A 17,300-nucleotide genomic window follows, 5' to 3' on the forward strand; every position below is an offset into this window, starting at 1 on the left:
CCGGGTACAGAGACCCTGAGACGATGGAGTTAATTCGTCGTCGCTCACTTGGCTTGTATATCTATGCCAATCCAATCAATGCCCAGCAGAAGCAGTACAATGAAATCATCCTCTCAAAGGCAGAAGCCATCCGTTGTAGAGTGTTCATTGATGTAATTAACGAGAAGTACGACTTCTTTAATCAAGACAGGCTTAAAGAAGATTTTCTGATCTATTTCAAAGAAATGGTGAACAGGAACTTTGCAAAATGTGATGCTGCGTATAAACAATTCGAGAAGTTTTGCAAGGGCAAATGTACTTTTGAGATGCTTGATGTGGTGTACTGTAACAAGTATAAGGAATATCTTCTTGATACCAAAGTATCGTCAAGAGGTAGAAACATTGTCAATAAGCCTTTATCAAGAAACACGGCTTCCGCCTATTGGAATATATTCAAGCAAGTCTTGACAAAGGCTTATCGTGAAAGACGTTTTACCGACGATATTGCAAGTCTGTTAGATAACATACCTTGTACGCCGCCTGTAAAGCAAAGTCTCTCATTGGAAGAGGTCAGGAGACTTTATAACACAGAATGCTCTGAGCCTGTTGTTCGGAAAGCTGCTCTGTTCTCCTGTCTGAGCGGACTGCGTATCAGTGATATACTCAACCTCAAATGGAATAATGTTTGTAGCTATGCAGATGGTGGGCACTATCTGGATTTTGAATGTGTGAAAACAAAGAGACAAACAAAGGTTCCTATTGGAGAAGATGCTTATGCACTTATCATGCCCAAAACTACTGATGAATACGTATTTGAAGGTTTCAGCAGGTCTATGACCTACGGAGTAATGCAGCAATGGCTTAAAGCATCTGGAATCACCAAGCACATCACCTTTCATTGCTTCCGCCATACTTATGCTTCATTGCAGCTCGAAATGGGTACAGACATCTATACAGTACAGCATCTGCTCAATCATAAGAATGTGAGCACAACACAGATATACGCATCACATGCAGACCCCAAAACACGCGAAGCAGCCAACAGAATTACGTTAACGAATGTGAAAGACGGATTACAAACAACAGAAAGTGAAAATAATCAAACAGAAACTAACCGAAAAGAAGATATAAACAAATCAAAAAAGTGAAAGCAAAACCACTATGTAAAACGCTGAAACAGAGAAATATAAATAGTGTTTAAGGCGGTCATTTTGTTGGTGCTAAATAGTAGTAAATAGAAGATTTCTCTCTAACTTTGCATTCATAAAACTCGAAAAAAGTACAGTTGCAATGATAAAAAAGCTAAAAGAGAACTTTTTGATTCTTCTCATTTCAAACCTCGTAACCGCTGCTTTGGTTGTAATCGCTCCAACAATTCTTGGAGCGATTACAAACCTGAGCCATACCTCTCAGACAGAGAAGGTATTCTTTTCTTTGCCGATGATATTCTATTATTGTATATGTGTTATCTGTGTATGCACAGTTTTCAGTATCTTCAAATCTCAGGCCATTAGGGATATTGTCATCAACAATAGCATCAATCCTGGGATCAACTCTCATGAAACAGATAAGGTCACGATAATGCGTGAACGTTATATTGCTAAACAGCAAAGCAGGAAAAGTGCTATCTTTGATGCTGTCTCAGAATACACTTATGCAGTTTTCTCACCCTACATGACTGACGATAACTTGGAAATACTAAACCAGAATATCAAACTATATGAGGTACCAGATTCTTGTATTATTCCTGTTTATACAAATGGTAAACTCAACACTCTCGATATTAGACACTATGCATGGAACATCGGTGAGAGACTTGGTTGGAGTGGGCAAAAGAGAGCGACTTTTATCAAGCAATGCTTCCCCCAAGAACTTCAGGACGTTGAGATTGAAAGCATGAGAAGAACACTTAGACAAAGAGGTAAGTGTGTTATTGGCATTGATGTGCCCGACAACAACGATTACAAATTTCACTATCATAACTAATGGAAGAATACTATATGGAGTACGAAGAGATAACTTTTAATGACATTCCAAGAGCAATGGCCAATATTCTCAGGAAATGTGATTTGCTTGAACAATCTATTGATGTCTTGCGTGAAGAGATCCGGCAGACCAATAAACCATCAACCTCACAACATATACCTATGGATGTGAAGGAGGCATGTGATTTTCTCAAAATCAAGAAATCCACCATGTACCTGTACATCCAAAATGGCCAGATTCCTGTCAACAAGAAAGGCAAGAAATACACTTTCTTCAAAGACGACCTTATTAAATGGCTGGAATCTGGATGCAAGACCGAGACTCCTATGACTCCTGATGAGATAAATCAACTCTTGCGCCAACGACCGAATAGAAGAAAATAATCTTCCATATCATCTTACAATTGAAATCTACATTGGACTTTCTGATGTAGATTTTTCATTTTATATCCCAAAATGATTGTAACATATAATATTTATCAAGCTGTGCAAATAGACTGCACCGTAATATTGTAATTTTGCACTAATATGACACTATATATATCGTTTACAAGCAGAGATAACATGTATTCGTCCGCCCTTTCATGCGGACTTTTATTATATATTTTTTCAATAACAAAAAGTAATATGAGTCAGAAGAAAAACTCCTCTGTGCTCTCTCTCTTTGTGTTTGCAGTGTTCTAATCATTGCCCAGAACAAGAGAATGAGCCTTCCAAAGAAGAACTTTGGACACTCTTTCGTGCTGCATACGAGCAGTACCAGTCGGGAATCGTTAATGACAGCAAGTTGTATGACCGCTATGTTAACGACTTTATCAGTTATCATCTTCCCGTTTTCTCTCAGGAAGAAGAATCAATCCGCAACCATTTCAGGAATCTTTTCAGCATTTATGAGCTGCTTACAACAAGAAAGGATTTGGTAGAAAAATTCTTCAAGTTGCCAGAGTTTGGAAAGAAAGATTTCTTAGAAATGGTTCATTCATTCAACCACATTGAATATGTGGTAGAAACTCCACATTCCTTAGCAACTTTCAATGAAAATCAGATTCGACTCATCACGCAATTCGCCAATGAGTCGAATTTCTTTGTTGATACAGTTGATGAAAGAACTGTGGATTTGTTTTTCAGATGCAAGTTGAAGCGTCCCCTTGTTGTCCAGAACATGCGTCATGTACTTCAATTCATGTTTGCTCTCTCAATGCAAAAGATGATTCCCCATAATTGGGTATCACTCATAGCAGACAACAAGTTGCTTTCACCTCAGAAAACCATGAAGCCATCATCTCGTGGTGCAATTAGTTCACGCCTGACAGAACTTAGGGCATCAACACAACCGTTTCCAAATGAAGCTTATTCAAATCTTGTAAATCAACTGAAAGAAATGCAATGAAATAAACTAAAGTAAGCAACTGAAAGCAAATTCCCCTTTCAATCCTCCTGACAAAAAGAACTGTCAGGAGGATAGTCAGTTGCCGCCGACATATAAAGGGTAACTTTGCCGCCGAATCGATTCCGTTTCGGGGGTAGCTCCCTCATTGTCTAATATTTAATACATGTAATTATGGCAAACAAGAAAATTGACATAGAGATTCTCGCAAAACGCGTGGAGTTGTTAGAAATCACAGTCCGTGAGCTCAAAGCTGTCGAGCCTGAAGTGCTTGAAGAGCGTTTGAAAAAGATTGAAAACAGTTTGTATATCACTAAGGAAATGCTCACAACCACTGAACTCGCAGAATATCTTGGCGTTTCACAGTCGCAGATATATAAGCTCACGATGAACATGGAGATTCCGCATTATAAGCCCAAGGGCAAGACAATCTATTTTGACCGGAAAGAGATAGTGAGATGGATGCGCTCTAACCACTGTTCGTTTGAAAGGAAAGAACCAGCAAAAGACTAATTAGATGAAAGGCCGAAAGAAGAACATGACCAGGATTTATTCTGATGTCCAGCTGACTGCCCTTCTGGAAAAATCCGAGGTTGTTATAGACCCATCAAAGTGTAAGCAACAAAACAGACAAAATAATGGCAAGAGGAAGAAACAGTAAAGGGGACAAAGATGAACCAGAAACAGGTTCACTTGAAGTTGGAATGCTATGTAAAAGCAGTTTCAACGACAATGAACTTGACAGTTATCTCAGGCAAGGAGAAATAAAAGCCTCTGAGAAGCCACCCGTCCCTCCTCAGATACTCTGGGTTGGAGATTGCACCATTGCCACCTTTGGCAATTTCAGTGCATCAACAGGAAAGGCAAAAAGCAAAAAGACTTTCAATATCACCGCAATGGTAGCAGCTGCCGTCACTAATACAACTGTACTTAACTACCGTGCAAGTCTGCCAGAGGGGAAGCGTATGATCCTATATTTTGACACCGAGCAAAGTAAGTTCCACTGTCATAATGTGATTGAGCGTATTTATCGCTTGGCAGGTCTTAGTTTGAACAAGGAAGATAAACGCATAAGATTCTATGGGCTCAGGGAGTTCACCCCCTCACTACGTATTGCTCTCATTGACTATGCTCTCAGAACTTTTGAAGGTGTTGGTCTTGTCATTATAGATGGTCTTCGTGACCTCATGTATGACATCAACAACGCTAAGGAATCCACCGATGTGATGACAATGCTAATGGCATGGACGAGCAAATACAATCTGCATATACACTGTGTATTGCATCTGAACAAGAATGACAATAACACTCGTGGCCATATAGGAACAGAGTTGGAGAACAAGGCTGAGACAGTACTGATTATTAGCAAAGACAAGCAAGATGCCAATATCAGTGAGGTGAAGCCTATGCATATGCGTGACAAGGAGTTCTCCTCCTGGGCGTTTTACATCGATGACAATTCTCTACCTGTACTTGATGTGGGGTATCATGTTACAGTTGTGAAGCCAAAAGACAAACCTCTCACATCCCTTTCTGACGATGTTCACACAAGAGTATTGCAGAAAGTATTTGGCAACGAGCCACCACAGAAGTATCTTGAGTTAGTGAAGGCTCTTGGTGCATCCTATGCGGAAGAAGGCTACAAGCGTGGGGATAACGCAATAAAAGAAATGCTAAAGATATTCTACGAGCGTAAGCTGATAACCAAGAGTAAAGACGGCTATCACTACCACCCCATTCCTCGACCTCAAAAATAAGTTTATGAGTTTAAGTTTAAAGGGTATATATATAATAAACTACGATTGCCCGTAAATACATAGAGTAATGACAATAGACGAAATCAAATCTGTAAGCATCATCCAGTTCCTTGAAACACAAGGCTACCATAGGTCTCATGTCTTCAAAGGAAACTATTGGTATCTGTCCCCGTTTAGGTCAGAGCAATCTCCTTCTTTCAATGTCAATCCTGTCAAAAACTTATGGTATGACTATGGCGAAGGTCAAGGAGGTAATATCATTAACCTTGTGCAGAAGATGAACCCAACCTGGAATAGCCATGAAGTTCTTTCATTCCTGGAGAACGAAATTCGACAGCACAACCTTGATTTTGCAGCTGATTTTTTGGCAAGAATGAAAGAGCAAGAAGAAAAGGAGATCTGGAAGCAAGGCCAAAGAATGAGTCGGGATGAAGACAAGGATGCACATACTGTAATCGATTTAATTGCTGAGTTATCGCATCCTTATCTTCGAGATTATATCCTGCAACGCCGTGTTGACTTTGATGTAGCAAAGGAGTTCTGTAAAGAAGTTCACTATAGCATCTATGATAAGCATTATTATGCCATTGCATTTGAGAACATAGAAGGCGGTATGGAAGCACGTAACAAGTACAGCAAGAGGAGCATTGGTAAAAAATCAATATCCATAGTCCGTCCACTTGGCACTCAATGCCCACATTGTTGTGTCTTTGAAGGTCTTTTCGACATGTTGACTTATGCCAGCGTCAAGAAATGGCAGTTGGATATTGACTTATGTGTTGAAGAAGACTGCGACTACATCGTTCTCAACTCTGTCAGCAACGTAAAATTACTGCCTCCTTTTCTTGCAGATTATACATGTATTCATTGTTTCCTTGACAACGATGATGCAGGTGTTAAAGCCACCCAAAGGATAACAAACGCCTATAGTTGTCAAACCGTTGATGAATCACACAGATATTCCAATTATAAGGATGTCAACGATGTTATAAACGGTATTATGAAATCAGTATAACATATATTCCCCCACTGTCAATGCTACTATTCGAGAGGTTCCTTCAACGGAGCCTCTTTTTTTATTAAAGCCGCTCCTTATAGTATGATTATTCAAAGAAAATCATACTTATTTTGTAATGTGTGTTAAGTATGATACGCTTAACCCTGCAATTTTTCTTTGTTCGTTGAATTATATGTTCCTTTGCACTGATTTTCGGGATAACACAGGATAAGCGTCTATCTTCCGAGTATGATAATAATTATATTGGATAACATAAAAATCAAATTGAACAATGTCAGGATTTGTAATATTTGCACTCGTCCTAACCTTTGCTTATGTGGTGTACTTCGCAGTGCAGATCACTTTAGACCTCCACGGAAAGAAAGGTGAAAAAAGTACAGAAGAAGAGACCTATGATGTCAGTGACATGACCAACGAGGAGCAGCCTGTTGCGGTGGAAGAGCACGGCGATGACCCTGATTTAAGCGTCCCCACCTATACAGAACAGGTTACGGAGGATGGACTTAGGGTTTTGAACCCAACAGGCAAATCAGTAGTAGTCAATCCTCCTGTTGCTGAGGAAACTCCACAACCGTCCCAGACGGAGCAGCCCGTAACAAGCCAGGAACTCAATGAAGAGAATGATGCGCACTTGGAGCATATCGACCCCAAGGCTCAGTGCAGTTTCTTTGCTGATGAGTTTATGCAGAATCTCAACGAGAAGCATAACAAACGAAAAATAGAGAAGAAGAATGCCAGGGATAAGATGTAAATACAATCAATTGTTTGCCATTGCAGGCATCATGCTCCTCTTGCCCATGTCGGCATCTGCCAAATGTGGTGGTGTTGATTACAGCTGGGGAGCTGATGCTCTTAGCAATGCCCACGATTTCACAGTGACCATGATGCTCTACGTGGTTTATCTCCTTTATGCCATATCAGCCATAGTTGCCATCATTGGCGCACTACAGATATATATAAAGATGAATACAGGCGAAGGAGATGTAACCAAGTCCATCATGATGCTTATCGGCGCATGCCTTTTCATGATAGGTGCCACCATCCTGTTCCCTGCCTTCTTCGGATATAACATAGTATAGGTACAAAAGATTAAGGATAACAAAGACATCTCAACCTGCAGGAGAGATAATTGTGTGTAGTAACAAATTAAGTAAATCAAAAGAAAGCAAATGAAGAAAATCAAAACAATTGCGAAAAATCTGTTTGGAGCCAAGCGAATGAAGACGCTTGCCTTGATGCTCCTCTGTGGCACCATTGCCACCTATGCCCAGAACGCCGCTGGTGATTACACTGCCGGCACTGATGCTCTGGCAACCGTCACGGAGGAGATTGCGAAGTACGTGCCTTTCGTCGTGAAGCTCTGTTATGCCATCGCTGGCGTTGTTGCTGTGGTCGGTGCGATCTCGGTTTACATCGCCATGAACAACGAGGAGCAGGATGTCAAGAATATCTTAGTCCTCCAAAATTGGTTGGAAAGGATAAGAAAGGAAGTGACAAATAAAGTGCTTAGTATCAAGCGAATAAGCGATTTTTTGATTTTTCCGATTCTTGCTCAACCGACTCTTAAAAAGATATAATAAAATGATTTTTGTTTCTGATTTGTTTCTCATATATGGCTTGATTTTCATATCTTTGCACATGCTTTCAAAGGCATAATCACGATGCAGAAACGATATATCAGCATCCGAAAAGCCCAACCCTCGCAGACCCTCTGCAAAATTCATTTTCCCTTCTTTCGGGAGTAAATTACCAAAATAAAATATAAACAAGCATGGCAAGACCAAAGAAACAAGTCAAACTGAAGGAGCCGATTAAGATTCGTCTCAAACCTCTCGCAGATGGCAACAAGAGTATCTATCTTGACATCTACTGGAAGGGAGTCAGAAAGTATGAGTATCTGAAACTCTATATCATTCCTGAGGTCAATCCACTCTGCAAGGAGCAGAACAAGGAAACGATGGCACTCGCAGAACGTATCAAGGCAGAGCGCATCAAGGCTCTCCATGGTCACGGAATGCAAGACTGGGAAACCGTCAAGCAGGGTTCACAACTCTTGACAGGATGGATCAAGAAGTATTGTGAAGGTGGAGTCAGCACCAAGAAGTCAACCCTCCATTGTCGTGTTGAAATGCTTCACACCGTGGAGAAATATCTTGAAGAGTCCAATCAGACCTTCATCACCCTTGAAGAGGTCAATGCTGATTTCTGCCGTGGGTATGTGAAGTTCCTTCGCACCTTCCCAAACTCACACTGCAAGTACATTGAGCCAAGACCTATCAGCCAGAACACGGCAAGCCGTTACCTCGGCATGTTCTCGACTACTCTCAACAATGCTGTCCGTCAAGGTATTATCCGAAACAATCCAATGAAGGAACTGGATGCCAAGGAGCGCATTCAGCCAAAGGATGGCAAGAAGGAATACCTTACCATTGAGGAACTTAAAGCCCTCATGGCAACCGACAGTTACCGCCCAGAGGTCAAGCAAGCCTTCATCTTTGCTTGTTTCACTGGATTGCGACTCAGTGATATGTACAAACTTGCACCGATTCACATTTTCAAGACTCCTGACGGCAAGGGCGAGTATATTGACATGGAAATGCAGAAGACGGAGAAGCCTGTCATCATCCCACTCTCTGAAGAGGCAAAGCGTTGGTTACCAAAACCAAAGGGAATAACAACTCCCTTCTTTGATATACCAACTACTCAGACCGTCATAGGCAGAGCCCTTCGCAAATGGGCAGAGGCAGCAGGTGTAGAGAAGCACATCAGTTTCCACTGTTCACGTCACACCTTCGGCACAATGATGCTGACACTTGGCGCAGACCTGTTCACCACAAGCAAGTTGATGGGTCACACCAACATTCAGACCACTGAAATCTATGCGAAAATCGTAGATAAGAAGAAGGAGGAAGCCATCAACCTCATTGATGGAATGTTCAAGTAAAGGATGTACTTTGAAAGTACCCCCCCTTCAAAGAGTTAAGGGAGGTGACTTGAAATCACCCCCTTTGATAAACCAGGGTGGTGTTTCACCCCAGTGGTATAACCAATTATAACAATCATTGATATGACCATCACACTTCGACAAAAAGACCTTGAAAACGACAACAAGAGCCTGTATCTTGACATCTATGAGAATGGCAAGCGCAAGTTTGAGTTCCTTTCCCTCTACCTAATCCCTGAGATTAACCAAGAGACAAAGGAACGCAACGAGGCTACCTTGAAACGTGCGCAGGAGATTCGTGCCGAGCGCGTCCTTCATCCCGAGACCATTCCCGAGAAAGGTCACTTGATGGTTGTACCCGACATTCCCAACGATGACTCACCCGAAGTCATTGACTGGATCCAGACTTACATGGAGTGGATGGACGGCAATCCCGAATATTCCAAGAGGACTGTCGAGCAGACTCAATACCTTCAAGAACGCATGAAGGAGTTTCTGAAAGCCAAACGCAGACCGCACATCACTCTGATGAAGTTCGATAAGACATGGTTCAAGGCATTCTTTCTTTGGCTGAAGAATGACTATGTACCTCAGAAGTATGTGAGAGTCAAGGCAAAGCCGTTGAGTAATGCCAGTTTGCGGAACATGCAGCAACGCATTGTCGCAGTATTCAACAAGGCAGTCAAGACTGGCAAGTTGAAGGCAAACCCCTTCTATCAGTTGGAGAAGGAAGACACAATCTCCAAGCCAAAGTCTGGTCACAAGCTGTACCTTACACCCGATGAACTCAAACTCTTCATGGCATCCGAAGAGACTAACGGAGTCAGGGAAACCCAGTTGGCATTTGGCTTCGCTTGCCTTACAGGACTACGCATCAGCGACATAAGGGCTTTGCGATGGTCAAACATCATGAGGAACGAGGTAACGAACACACTTGTAATCGTCCAGAAGAAGACCAAGGAACTCAATGCCGTCCCAATCTGCTCAACCGCAGAAGCATGGATGCCACCCAAGAAGGATGACAAGGTTTTCCACCTTCCTGCCCATGCCAATGTGGATGCAGCTCTCAAACGAATAGCCAAGAAGGTAGGTATCACGAAGACAATCTCCTTCCATACCTCCCGACATACCTTTGGCACATTGATCCAAGCGGCTACTGGTGACATCGAGACCACCAAGAAACTCATGGGTCACAAGTCGCTCAAATCAACCGCAGTCTATGCAGACGTGCTGACTGAGGAAAAGGTCAAGGCTATCTCCAATACCAAGACGGTATTCAGGAGTCGCAAGCCACACACCGAGAACAAGAAGATTCCACGAACCAAGCGAACGGCAGCGACCAACACGCACCCTCGCAAGGTCATAGATATACAGGATAACGAATAACGGCTAACGAGCCGATTCAGGATAACAACCAGTTTCATTTCATCAAAAGCAGTGCCCTGATTCAAGGTAGTGGTTTCCGCTACCCTTAGGGGCTTGCTATCTCAAAACCAAGCATTCAGGATAACGTAAACAACTAAATATCAAGATTATGAATAAGACTATTGACAACGAGACTCTTCTTTTGAAGGTAGAGTCATTTGAGCATCGCATCGAGGTTCTGGAGAACACTCTCAGCGCAGCCAAGGAGGTATTGACACTTGAAGAAGCAGCCCTTTTCATGGGTATATCAAAGAGCAGTCTCTACAAGATGACCCATCGTCATGAGCTTCCTTTCTTCCGTCCAAACGGCAAACTCATCTACTTTGAGAAGGCTGAACTTCTGAAGTGGATGCGTCAGAACCGCAGCATGTCTGAGGCTGAGACCAAGGAGGCAGCAGCCCAGAAGCTGAATGAACTTGCCAACCACTAATCAATGAGTATTATGAATCAGGATTTCAATCAACAGCAGTACAACGACAAACTGGCTCAGGTAGCCAGCCTTGCCGTTACCTATGCCAAGGATGGCACAGGCTATCACAGTATGAAGGATGCCTTCAATGAACTGTGCGAGATTTCACATGCCAACAAGGGCATTGACCAAGAAAACACTATCGGCAGACGAACCCTGCTTGTGCAGAGTGTCTGCATCAAGGCTATCCATGCGCTCACTCCATACCAGAACGAGCGACTTGAACAGCAGCTGAAGGACATTGCTTCGGACTATCCCGAGCATCGTCACCTGCATTTCCGCAGATAGTTTCTTCTTTCCCTTTTGTCATATCATAGACATATCAATGAGAGTTACCGCTTACATACGTCAGAAAGATACATCGAAGAACGACCTTGACAGCCGTGCTTCGGTGTACTTCCGTGTCCGTGACAAAGGGCTTGATGTCAAGTGCGCAAGCGAACTTCAGATCAATCCCAATCACTGGAGCCAAGAACGACAGGGCTACAAGAGCCGTGTCAATCTTGTGGATGACGATACCAGAAACCTCTTTGACTCACAGGTCAAGGAGATTACAGGTATCATAACCAGGGAATACTATATCGGAGCAAACTCCGACTGGCTAAGACGACTGATATTTGCCTATCACCACCCCAATGCCTATTGCATGGGCAGTGGCATGGCGGTAAGCAAATCCTTTGTCATCTGGGCAGAGAGGTACCTTCAGAACAAGCATTTCGGCAAGCATCAGGAGTGCAACACCCGATGCCTGATTGACAAGGTTACTCGTTTTGAGGATGAACACAAACACCCGATGAACATTGACAGCATGACTGCCGATGATCTTCGTGTGTTTGCGGATTTCCTGTCTTCTGACTATGACATATCTATGAATACCATCGTCACTAACATGACCTTGATGCGTACCGTCTGCAACTGGGTACGAAAGCAGGGAGTCACAAACAATGACCCCTTCTTTGGCTATGACATGCCCAAGGCACTCTATGGCACTCCATATTTCCTGACCATTCAGGAGCGTGACCAAGTTCTGGATGCAGACCTAACGGATGATGCAGAACTTGCTGAGTATCGTGATATGTTCGTGTTTCAGTGTATGGTCGGATGCCGTCATAGTGATCTTGTGACCTTCACCCCCAAGAACATTATTGACGGTGTTCTGGAATATATCCCCATCAAGACCAAGGGCAAGTTAGGTGACGTTGTAAGGGTTCCTCTTATCCCCAAGGCTATGGCTATCCTTGATGGCCATGACCATGGTGATGATGAACCAATCTTCCCCAAGCATTATAACTTCAAGTTCAACGATGCTATCCGTAGAATCTTGAAGCGTGCCAAGGTAAATCGTGTTGTCACTGTGATTAACCCTAAGACACGGCTTGAAGAGAAGAAGCCAATCTCAGATGTGGCTACCTCTCATCTTGCACGAAGGACTTTTATCGGTAATCTTTACCGCATGGTCAAAGACCCTGATTTGGTTGCTTCTATGTCTGGTCATGCCAAAGGCAGCGTTGCTTTTGCCCGATACCGAGTCATTGATGATGACATGAAGAAATCCCTGGTTGAACTTATCCAGTGATTCTCTTCTTTTTGATGGCATATTCCTTTTCCCTTTATTCGGTTACATTTCAATAATATCATAGACTATGGACGATAAAAAATTACATCGTTGCTTCACTTTCTCTGAAGAGCAGTTGAAGCATCTTCGAAGCAAGAAGTACAAGATTGACCGTATGGAATGCTTCATGTCGCTTGTGGATCTTGCCGAGCCAGTTCCAAAACTTGTGCAAATCAGCAAGACCAAGCAAGTAGAAATCTTGGCAGGTCAAGTTATGGTTGACAATACCCAACTTGCCAAACTCTGGGACAAAGACCGCAAGACGGTTCCAAAGCTGTTGGATGCTATGGAGGCTGTGGGCATTTTCTCTTCTCAGGAAGTGGAAGATAACCGCATCTACACCCTTCATTGTCTCTCAGGCTGGTATGTTGATGCCAAGTTCGTGTCGAATGCCTTTGCCTTAAAGCGCAATAACGACAGTACGGCAATCATCCATGCGGAAGTTCCTGCCTCCAAGGTCATCATCACTGAGGATCCTGATGACAAGAAGAAGGACAAGGAAGGTTCTGCTTCTGCCGATGACAAATCCAATGACTCTGCCGAGGGCAACAATCCTCAGACAACTGGCAATGTGTCGCACCAATCACCACAATCTAATGATAGTGGCAATGTGGGTAAGTCTGGAGCAGATGGCAACAAGTCACCATCACCTCCTGAAAACAATTCCCCGCAGTCTGCTGACAGCCCTTCTCCCCAAGGTGAAGCCGATGGCAAGCAGAATGAAGGGAAGCAGCATGAGCAGATACCTTCTCAGCAAGGAGGACAGCAGCCACAACAGCCTAACGGCAATCAAAGACCGCCTTTCAACGGCTATCAGAAGCCTAACGGCTACTACAACCAGAACGGCAACAAATAGCCGTCTGAGGACTCAGGAATGCGACCTGCACCGCCAAACCATCCCAAAGGACGTTTACCGATACAGGACAACACGGCAAGCCGAAACGACTTTCTAAGCCCTGACGGGAACTTAGCAGGTAAAAGGACCGATTTTTAAGAGGTACTTTTCGAGAAATCCTTTTGTACTACATTATTTGTGACCAAATTTATGCAGTCCTAAAAGTTTCTCGGGCTACTCGCAGGCTCGCAGACCTATGTCCTTCTTTTTTACTGATTTATATTCATCCCTTTAATCATATTCAAAGATATGGCTAAGAAAAAGAAGATTATCAAGAAGACACCCACAAGGGTGCATTCCTTCCGCTGTACCGATAAGGACTGGAAGGAACTGAAAAAACTCGCTAAGGAATGTGGTATGAGCATAGGCAAGTATCTCGTTGAGACTGGCAAGAAGCATCACCCACGTCAGCGACTCACTCCAGAGGAAAGCAAAGCCCTGAACTCTCTGACTGAGGCACGTACCGACTTGATAAAAGTCCGCAGTAAGTTGCACGATGCTTCACCCGAGGAAAAGCAGAAGATGTTCAGATCTCCAAAGTTCATGAAGTGGTGGATTGAAGCCGTTGAACGACTCATCAAACACTGGTATAGCATTGAAGACAACCTTACTTCTCCTGTACTGACCAAAGTTCAAGAAGACGAATGATTATACTCGCAAGACCAGTAGCCTATGGCGGCAATGCCGCAAGGTACGCAATGGAGAAGGAGGATGCAACCGTGGTCAAGGTGAACCACATGCCTGACTATCTCGATGCCACCGAAATCTGGTATCGGATGAAGCATCACTGCCAGTTGCATCAACAGGACAGGACTGTTGGGCGAAAGTTGGAACGCTTCATGACCACGTTTGTACTCTCCCCATCCAAGGAAGAGTCAGAGAACTATACCTTGGATGACTGGGCAAACCTCGCTGATGAAGGATTGGAAGCTTTGGATTCAGTCGGACTTTTACCCAAAGGCTTTAAGGAGAAGGTCAAGACCAATTTCCGCAATTCTATGAGTGTTGCTGCCTTGCATCGGGATTCCAAGTCTGGAACCCTTCACCTGCATCTTGACTGTTGCCGTGTGGATAATGACGGCAAGACCAACGATGTTCACGATGTTCACATCAGAGCAATAAGGGCTGCGGAAATTATCAACGCAAGGCATGGTTGGGAGCAACCTCAGGAGGTTCGTGAAATGCGCCAACAAGATATAGCGGAGTTTTGCGAATATACCCTTCAGAAGATGGATAGTTTCGACATTGACCGTTACTTTGATATGCTTCGCATGAGAGGCTATGAGGTCAATCCAAGGTATGACACTACTAACTGCAAACTTGTGGGCTACACCATCGGCAAGAATGCCTCAGTGTTCAAGGCTTCTGCCATCGGTCGAAAGTTCATGGTATCACAGCTTGAAGCCACATGGAAGAAGATGCATCCTAAGCCTACTCAGGTCAAGATGCGACCTGCTTCACCTTCCGTTTCACCGGCTCGCCCTGCTCGCCATGTTGCTCAGACAACGAAACCTACCCAGTCCAATTCTAAGCCATTGCCAGTTGCTACCAAGACTGCCTTCAATGTCAATGTTAGCGGTGAAATGAAGAGAATCTATATTCCGAACACGGTCAAGGACATCTTCCTCAATGAGGTTCAGGTTCCTGATTCTGATATGACTGCATCAAGAGAGGACATTTCTCATGTAGGTATGCTTCTCTTCCTTGATATGATTGATGCAGCAACAACCGTGTCCGAATCTTGTGGCGGTGGTGGTTCTGCTCCTTCCTCTGGTTGGGGTAAGGATGATGACGAAGACGAGCGTGAGCGGGCTCGCCGTTGCCTCCAGATGGCTCATGCCATGTGCAAGCCACCGCAGAAAAGACGTTCATTCCACCGTTAGACAAATCCTACATATCAATGAGAAGAACAAAACATGTAGAAGAACTCATCGAAGATGACGAGCAGAAGCCTGACTTCGATGACATGATGAACGAAGTCCAGGAAGAGATTGAAGAGCATGATGCCGAGGATGCTGTTGTCAGTCGTGCGCCTGAACTCAGGCAGTTGAGTGAGAACATTGACAAAGCGACCAACACTTGGATCAATGCAACTCTTCAACTGGAGTCTGCCATCCGTAAGTACAATTCAGCTCAGACTGCTCTTGGCAATGCCGTTGACACTATCAGTGGTAAGGTTGACACCATCAATACCCACATTGACAATGTTCTGAAGGATGCCCCAACCAAGTTGAAGGTTTCAGTCAGAGTCGATGATGTTGACTGGAAGAAGATTCAGGACATGTTCGACAAACAACATGAATGGATGACCACTCAGATGCAGAAGCATATCCGTGAGGTCAATCAAATGTTTTATGAAGAACGTAGAAGGGTTCAGGAAAGGTACAAGGAGTACGACGGAACCTACCTCGGACACTATGTGCAGTATTTCTTCTGGTTCTTCTTTGTCCTTGGACTCGTTATTTTCGGCTTGGCTATCTTCCTGATGCTCGACAGTCACTACCACTGGACGAAGTAATCTAATGTTTATACCCTCCAAAATCCCTACGAAACTTGGCATAGTCTAAGTTTGTAGGGATATTTTTTTTCTTGAAAACGTCATTTTCTTGAAAATGTGCACTATTGCCCGTTGTGGGAGCCAGATAGCATGAGTAACTTTGCACCGTCAAAATAAACGAGTGTAAACCTAATTGTTATAAAGTAAGCATTCCGTAAACCACGTATAGATGGTTATGGAATACTTTTTATATAGTCCGCTAAATGGGAATTTACAATTCTGATATACTTCAGATGTAGGTTGCCGTTTCTAAAGCAATATAAAGTTTGTTTAAACTATGGTTGGCATTGTTCAAGCCTTTGGCTTCATATCCATTTGTATCCAAAATGTCACCTGTTTCAAAAAAAGCATACAACTTCAAATTGTAGAAGTCGCACACAGATTGAACTCCAGCCAATTCCATTTCTACAGCGATGCACCCTTCTTCCATACGTTTGCGTACAAGTCCTTTTGTTTCTCTGATCATCGAATCTGTCGTCCATATTTTACCTGTAATATATGGTACAGATAATTTGTCGAAAATTATGGAAAGTTCCTTGCTTGCGGCTATATCAATATAGTCGGATGGTGCTGCAAAATAATATGAACACCCGTCCCCTCTGTAACTTTGTGTCGGTATGATAAATCTACCTTGTGTGGTTGTACGGTCAAGACTGCCACAGGAACCGAACATAATGAACTTTGATGCTCCAGTTAGCCAGCTTGCAAGATGACATTGAGAGGATGCTACTGCTGAACCTATTCCTGACAGGTAGAAAGTTATCGTAACTCCTTTATAAGTTGTTTTATAGATATGCGTATCGCCATTGCAAGCCGGCATAGTTGCAATAATTTCAGATTCGTAGGAATCAAGTAAATGCCGATGAATCTCCTTCGAGAATATTATCAGGCATATATCTGCAAAATCTCCACGTCTGCCGTAGAAATCAAACAGATTGATCATTGGTTCAGTTTCAATATCATAACTATCAGTAATCATAGCATATTGAATCAGATGTGAGTTTTATATTGCTCCGGTATCTCAAGATTGAAAGTTCTGCATAATAACAGGACGTCGTGGACATCATTTTCATCGTATTCATATCCAAGATGGAACTGTACCTGTGCCTCCGGGTTTATGCATGTTACCTCAATATTCCCGATCACTAGTGTCCACTAAAAACGATTAACAATCGTTGTAAGTGGTTGATATGCGACAAAATACGAGCAAAAAATGACTCTATGGGTTAGAAATGACTATCTTTGCAGAAAATTACAATCTGTAAGTTA

General features: G+C 43.2%; 20 protein-coding genes and 1 pseudogene. 19 read left to right on the forward strand and 2 right to left on the reverse strand.

The window, feature by feature from the left end; genetic code table 11:
• Window positions 1-23: 23 nt before the first annotated feature.
• From CIK96_RS01795 to CIK96_RS01890, 19 genes are all read left to right on the forward strand, one after another.
• Window positions 24-1,127, forward strand: a complete 1,104-nt coding sequence (locus CIK96_RS01795; protein WP_371592309.1) for a tyrosine-type recombinase/integrase — start codon at window positions 24-26, stop codon at window positions 1,125-1,127.
• A gap of 142 nt (window positions 1,128-1,269) precedes the next feature.
• Window positions 1,270-1,965 carry a hypothetical protein gene (locus CIK96_RS01800; protein WP_094439295.1) on the forward strand — a complete coding sequence of 232 codons (696 nt, stop codon included), beginning with the start codon at window positions 1,270-1,272 and terminating at the stop codon, window positions 1,963-1,965.
• Complete coding sequence (locus CIK96_RS01805; RefSeq protein ID WP_094439297.1) at window positions 1,965-2,348, forward strand: helix-turn-helix domain-containing protein; 384 nt, start codon at window positions 1,965-1,967, stop codon at window positions 2,346-2,348. The genes CIK96_RS01800 and CIK96_RS01805 overlap by 1 nt, the downstream gene beginning before the upstream one ends.
• Window positions 2,349-2,751: 403 nt before the next feature.
• Complete coding sequence (locus CIK96_RS01810; protein ID WP_254047050.1) at window positions 2,752-3,354, forward strand: hypothetical protein; 603 nt, start codon at window positions 2,752-2,754, stop codon at window positions 3,352-3,354.
• A gap of 171 nt (window positions 3,355-3,525) precedes the next feature.
• The gene (locus CIK96_RS01815; RefSeq protein ID WP_094436074.1) at window positions 3,526-3,864 is read left to right on the forward strand and encodes a helix-turn-helix domain-containing protein; all 339 of its coding nucleotides are present in this window, start codon (window positions 3,526-3,528) and stop codon (window positions 3,862-3,864) included.
• A gap of 125 nt (window positions 3,865-3,989) precedes the next feature.
• Entirely contained in the window at window positions 3,990-5,108 is a 1,119-nt protein-coding gene (locus CIK96_RS01820; protein WP_094381232.1) for an AAA family ATPase, read from the forward strand.
• A gap of 67 nt (window positions 5,109-5,175) precedes the next feature.
• On the forward strand, window positions 5,176-6,123 hold the full coding sequence (locus tag CIK96_RS01825) for a toprim domain-containing protein (protein WP_094439301.1): 948 nt from the start codon (window positions 5,176-5,178) through the stop codon (window positions 6,121-6,123).
• Window positions 6,124-6,397: 274 nt separating this feature from the next.
• Entirely contained in the window at window positions 6,398-6,877 is a 480-nt protein-coding gene (locus CIK96_RS01830; protein WP_094439303.1) for a hypothetical protein, read from the forward strand.
• Window positions 6,858-7,205 carry a DUF4134 domain-containing protein gene (locus CIK96_RS01835; RefSeq protein ID WP_034536820.1) on the forward strand — a complete coding sequence of 116 codons (348 nt, stop codon included), beginning with the start codon at window positions 6,858-6,860 and terminating at the stop codon, window positions 7,203-7,205. Before CIK96_RS01830 ends, CIK96_RS01835 begins: the two co-directional genes overlap by 20 nt.
• 90 nt (window positions 7,206-7,295) lie before the next feature.
• Window positions 7,296-7,703 carry a DUF4134 family protein gene (locus tag CIK96_RS01840; protein ID WP_094439305.1) on the forward strand — a complete coding sequence of 136 codons (408 nt, stop codon included), beginning with the start codon at window positions 7,296-7,298 and terminating at the stop codon, window positions 7,701-7,703.
• Between the two features lie 194 nt (window positions 7,704-7,897).
• Complete coding sequence (locus tag CIK96_RS01850; protein ID WP_094439307.1) at window positions 7,898-9,070, forward strand: site-specific integrase; 1,173 nt, start codon at window positions 7,898-7,900, stop codon at window positions 9,068-9,070.
• A 123-nt stretch (window positions 9,071-9,193) separates the two neighbouring features.
• A complete protein-coding gene (locus CIK96_RS01855) occupies window positions 9,194-10,456 on the forward strand; it encodes a site-specific integrase (protein WP_006743471.1) in 1,263 nt (420 codons plus the stop codon).
• A 148-nt stretch (window positions 10,457-10,604) separates the two neighbouring features.
• The gene (locus CIK96_RS01860; RefSeq protein WP_006743470.1) at window positions 10,605-10,925 is read left to right on the forward strand and encodes a helix-turn-helix domain-containing protein; all 321 of its coding nucleotides are present in this window, start codon (window positions 10,605-10,607) and stop codon (window positions 10,923-10,925) included.
• 3 nt (window positions 10,926-10,928) lie between these two features.
• Entirely contained in the window at window positions 10,929-11,252 is a 324-nt protein-coding gene (locus CIK96_RS01865; protein WP_008655120.1) for a hypothetical protein, read from the forward strand.
• Window positions 11,253-11,289: 37 nt separating this feature from the next.
• Window positions 11,290-12,540 (forward strand): site-specific integrase, encoded by a 1,251-nt coding sequence (locus tag CIK96_RS01870; protein ID WP_006743468.1) that lies wholly within the window; start codon window positions 11,290-11,292, stop codon window positions 12,538-12,540.
• A 67-nt stretch (window positions 12,541-12,607) separates the two neighbouring features.
• A complete protein-coding gene (locus tag CIK96_RS01875) occupies window positions 12,608-13,435 on the forward strand; it encodes a hypothetical protein (protein ID WP_005812835.1) in 828 nt (275 codons plus the stop codon).
• A gap of 288 nt (window positions 13,436-13,723) precedes the next feature.
• Window positions 13,724-14,122 carry a hypothetical protein gene (locus tag CIK96_RS01880; protein WP_005812832.1) on the forward strand — a complete coding sequence of 133 codons (399 nt, stop codon included), beginning with the start codon at window positions 13,724-13,726 and terminating at the stop codon, window positions 14,120-14,122.
• Entirely contained in the window at window positions 14,119-15,357 is a 1,239-nt protein-coding gene (locus CIK96_RS01885; protein ID WP_006743467.1) for a hypothetical protein, read from the forward strand. Before CIK96_RS01880 ends, CIK96_RS01885 begins: the two co-directional genes overlap by 4 nt.
• Window positions 15,358-15,374: 17 nt before the next feature.
• Window positions 15,375-15,992 (forward strand): hypothetical protein, encoded by a 618-nt coding sequence (locus CIK96_RS01890; protein ID WP_005812828.1) that lies wholly within the window; start codon window positions 15,375-15,377, stop codon window positions 15,990-15,992.
• A 268-nt stretch (window positions 15,993-16,260) separates the two neighbouring features.
• On the opposite strand, the gene CIK96_RS01895 is transcribed toward CIK96_RS01890, so the two are convergent.
• The gene (locus tag CIK96_RS01895; RefSeq protein ID WP_006743466.1) at window positions 16,261-17,010 is read right to left on the reverse strand and encodes a nucleoside phosphorylase; all 750 of its coding nucleotides are present in this window, start codon (window positions 17,008-17,010) and stop codon (window positions 16,261-16,263) included.
• A gap of 11 nt (window positions 17,011-17,021) precedes the next feature.
• Window positions 17,022-17,174, reverse strand: a pseudogene (locus CIK96_RS13430) (nucleotidyltransferase domain-containing protein); the annotation flags it as partial.
• Window positions 17,175-17,300: the final 126 nt, after the last annotated feature.

The organism is Prevotella sp. P4-98 (assembly GCF_002251405.1).
Classification (GTDB): domain Bacteria; phylum Bacteroidota; class Bacteroidia; order Bacteroidales; family Bacteroidaceae; genus Prevotella.

Excerpts from the sequence above, each read along its gene's own strand:
- CIK96_RS01890 (WP_005812828.1), top strand. The coding sequence starts at position 15,375 with ATGAGAAGAACAAAACATGTAGAAGAACTCATCGAAGATGACGAGCAG.
- CIK96_RS01875 (WP_005812835.1), top strand. The coding sequence starts at position 12,608 with ATGGACGATAAAAAATTACATCGTTGCTTCACTTTCTCTGAAGAGCAG.
- CIK96_RS01800 (WP_094439295.1), top strand. The coding sequence starts at position 1,270 with ATGATAAAAAAGCTAAAAGAGAACTTTTTGATTCTTCTCATTTCAAAC.
- CIK96_RS01860 (WP_006743470.1), top strand. The coding sequence starts at position 10,605 with ATGAATAAGACTATTGACAACGAGACTCTTCTTTTGAAGGTAGAGTCA.
- CIK96_RS01825 (WP_094439301.1), top strand. The coding sequence starts at position 5,176 with ATGACAATAGACGAAATCAAATCTGTAAGCATCATCCAGTTCCTTGAA.
- CIK96_RS01835 (WP_034536820.1), top strand. The coding sequence starts at position 6,858 with ATGCCAGGGATAAGATGTAAATACAATCAATTGTTTGCCATTGCAGGC.
- CIK96_RS01820 (WP_094381232.1), top strand. The coding sequence starts at position 3,990 with ATGGCAAGAGGAAGAAACAGTAAAGGGGACAAAGATGAACCAGAAACA.
- CIK96_RS01830 (WP_094439303.1), top strand. The coding sequence starts at position 6,398 with ATGTCAGGATTTGTAATATTTGCACTCGTCCTAACCTTTGCTTATGTG.
- CIK96_RS01880 (WP_005812832.1), top strand. The coding sequence starts at position 13,724 with ATGGCTAAGAAAAAGAAGATTATCAAGAAGACACCCACAAGGGTGCAT.
- CIK96_RS01855 (WP_006743471.1), top strand. The coding sequence starts at position 9,194 with ATGACCATCACACTTCGACAAAAAGACCTTGAAAACGACAACAAGAGC.
- CIK96_RS01815 (WP_094436074.1), top strand. The coding sequence starts at position 3,526 with ATGGCAAACAAGAAAATTGACATAGAGATTCTCGCAAAACGCGTGGAG.
- CIK96_RS01865 (WP_008655120.1), top strand. The coding sequence starts at position 10,929 with ATGAGTATTATGAATCAGGATTTCAATCAACAGCAGTACAACGACAAA.
- CIK96_RS01795 (WP_371592309.1), top strand. The coding sequence starts at position 24 with ATGGAGTTAATTCGTCGTCGCTCACTTGGCTTGTATATCTATGCCAAT.
- CIK96_RS01850 (WP_094439307.1), top strand. The coding sequence starts at position 7,898 with ATGGCAAGACCAAAGAAACAAGTCAAACTGAAGGAGCCGATTAAGATT.
- CIK96_RS01895 (WP_006743466.1), bottom strand. The coding sequence starts at position 17,010 with ATGATTACTGATAGTTATGATATTGAAACTGAACCAATGATCAATCTG.
- CIK96_RS01805 (WP_094439297.1), top strand. The coding sequence starts at position 1,965 with ATGGAAGAATACTATATGGAGTACGAAGAGATAACTTTTAATGACATT.
- CIK96_RS01870 (WP_006743468.1), top strand. The coding sequence starts at position 11,290 with ATGAGAGTTACCGCTTACATACGTCAGAAAGATACATCGAAGAACGAC.
- CIK96_RS01885 (WP_006743467.1), top strand. The coding sequence starts at position 14,119 with ATGATTATACTCGCAAGACCAGTAGCCTATGGCGGCAATGCCGCAAGG.
- CIK96_RS01840 (WP_094439305.1), top strand. The coding sequence starts at position 7,296 with ATGAAGAAAATCAAAACAATTGCGAAAAATCTGTTTGGAGCCAAGCGA.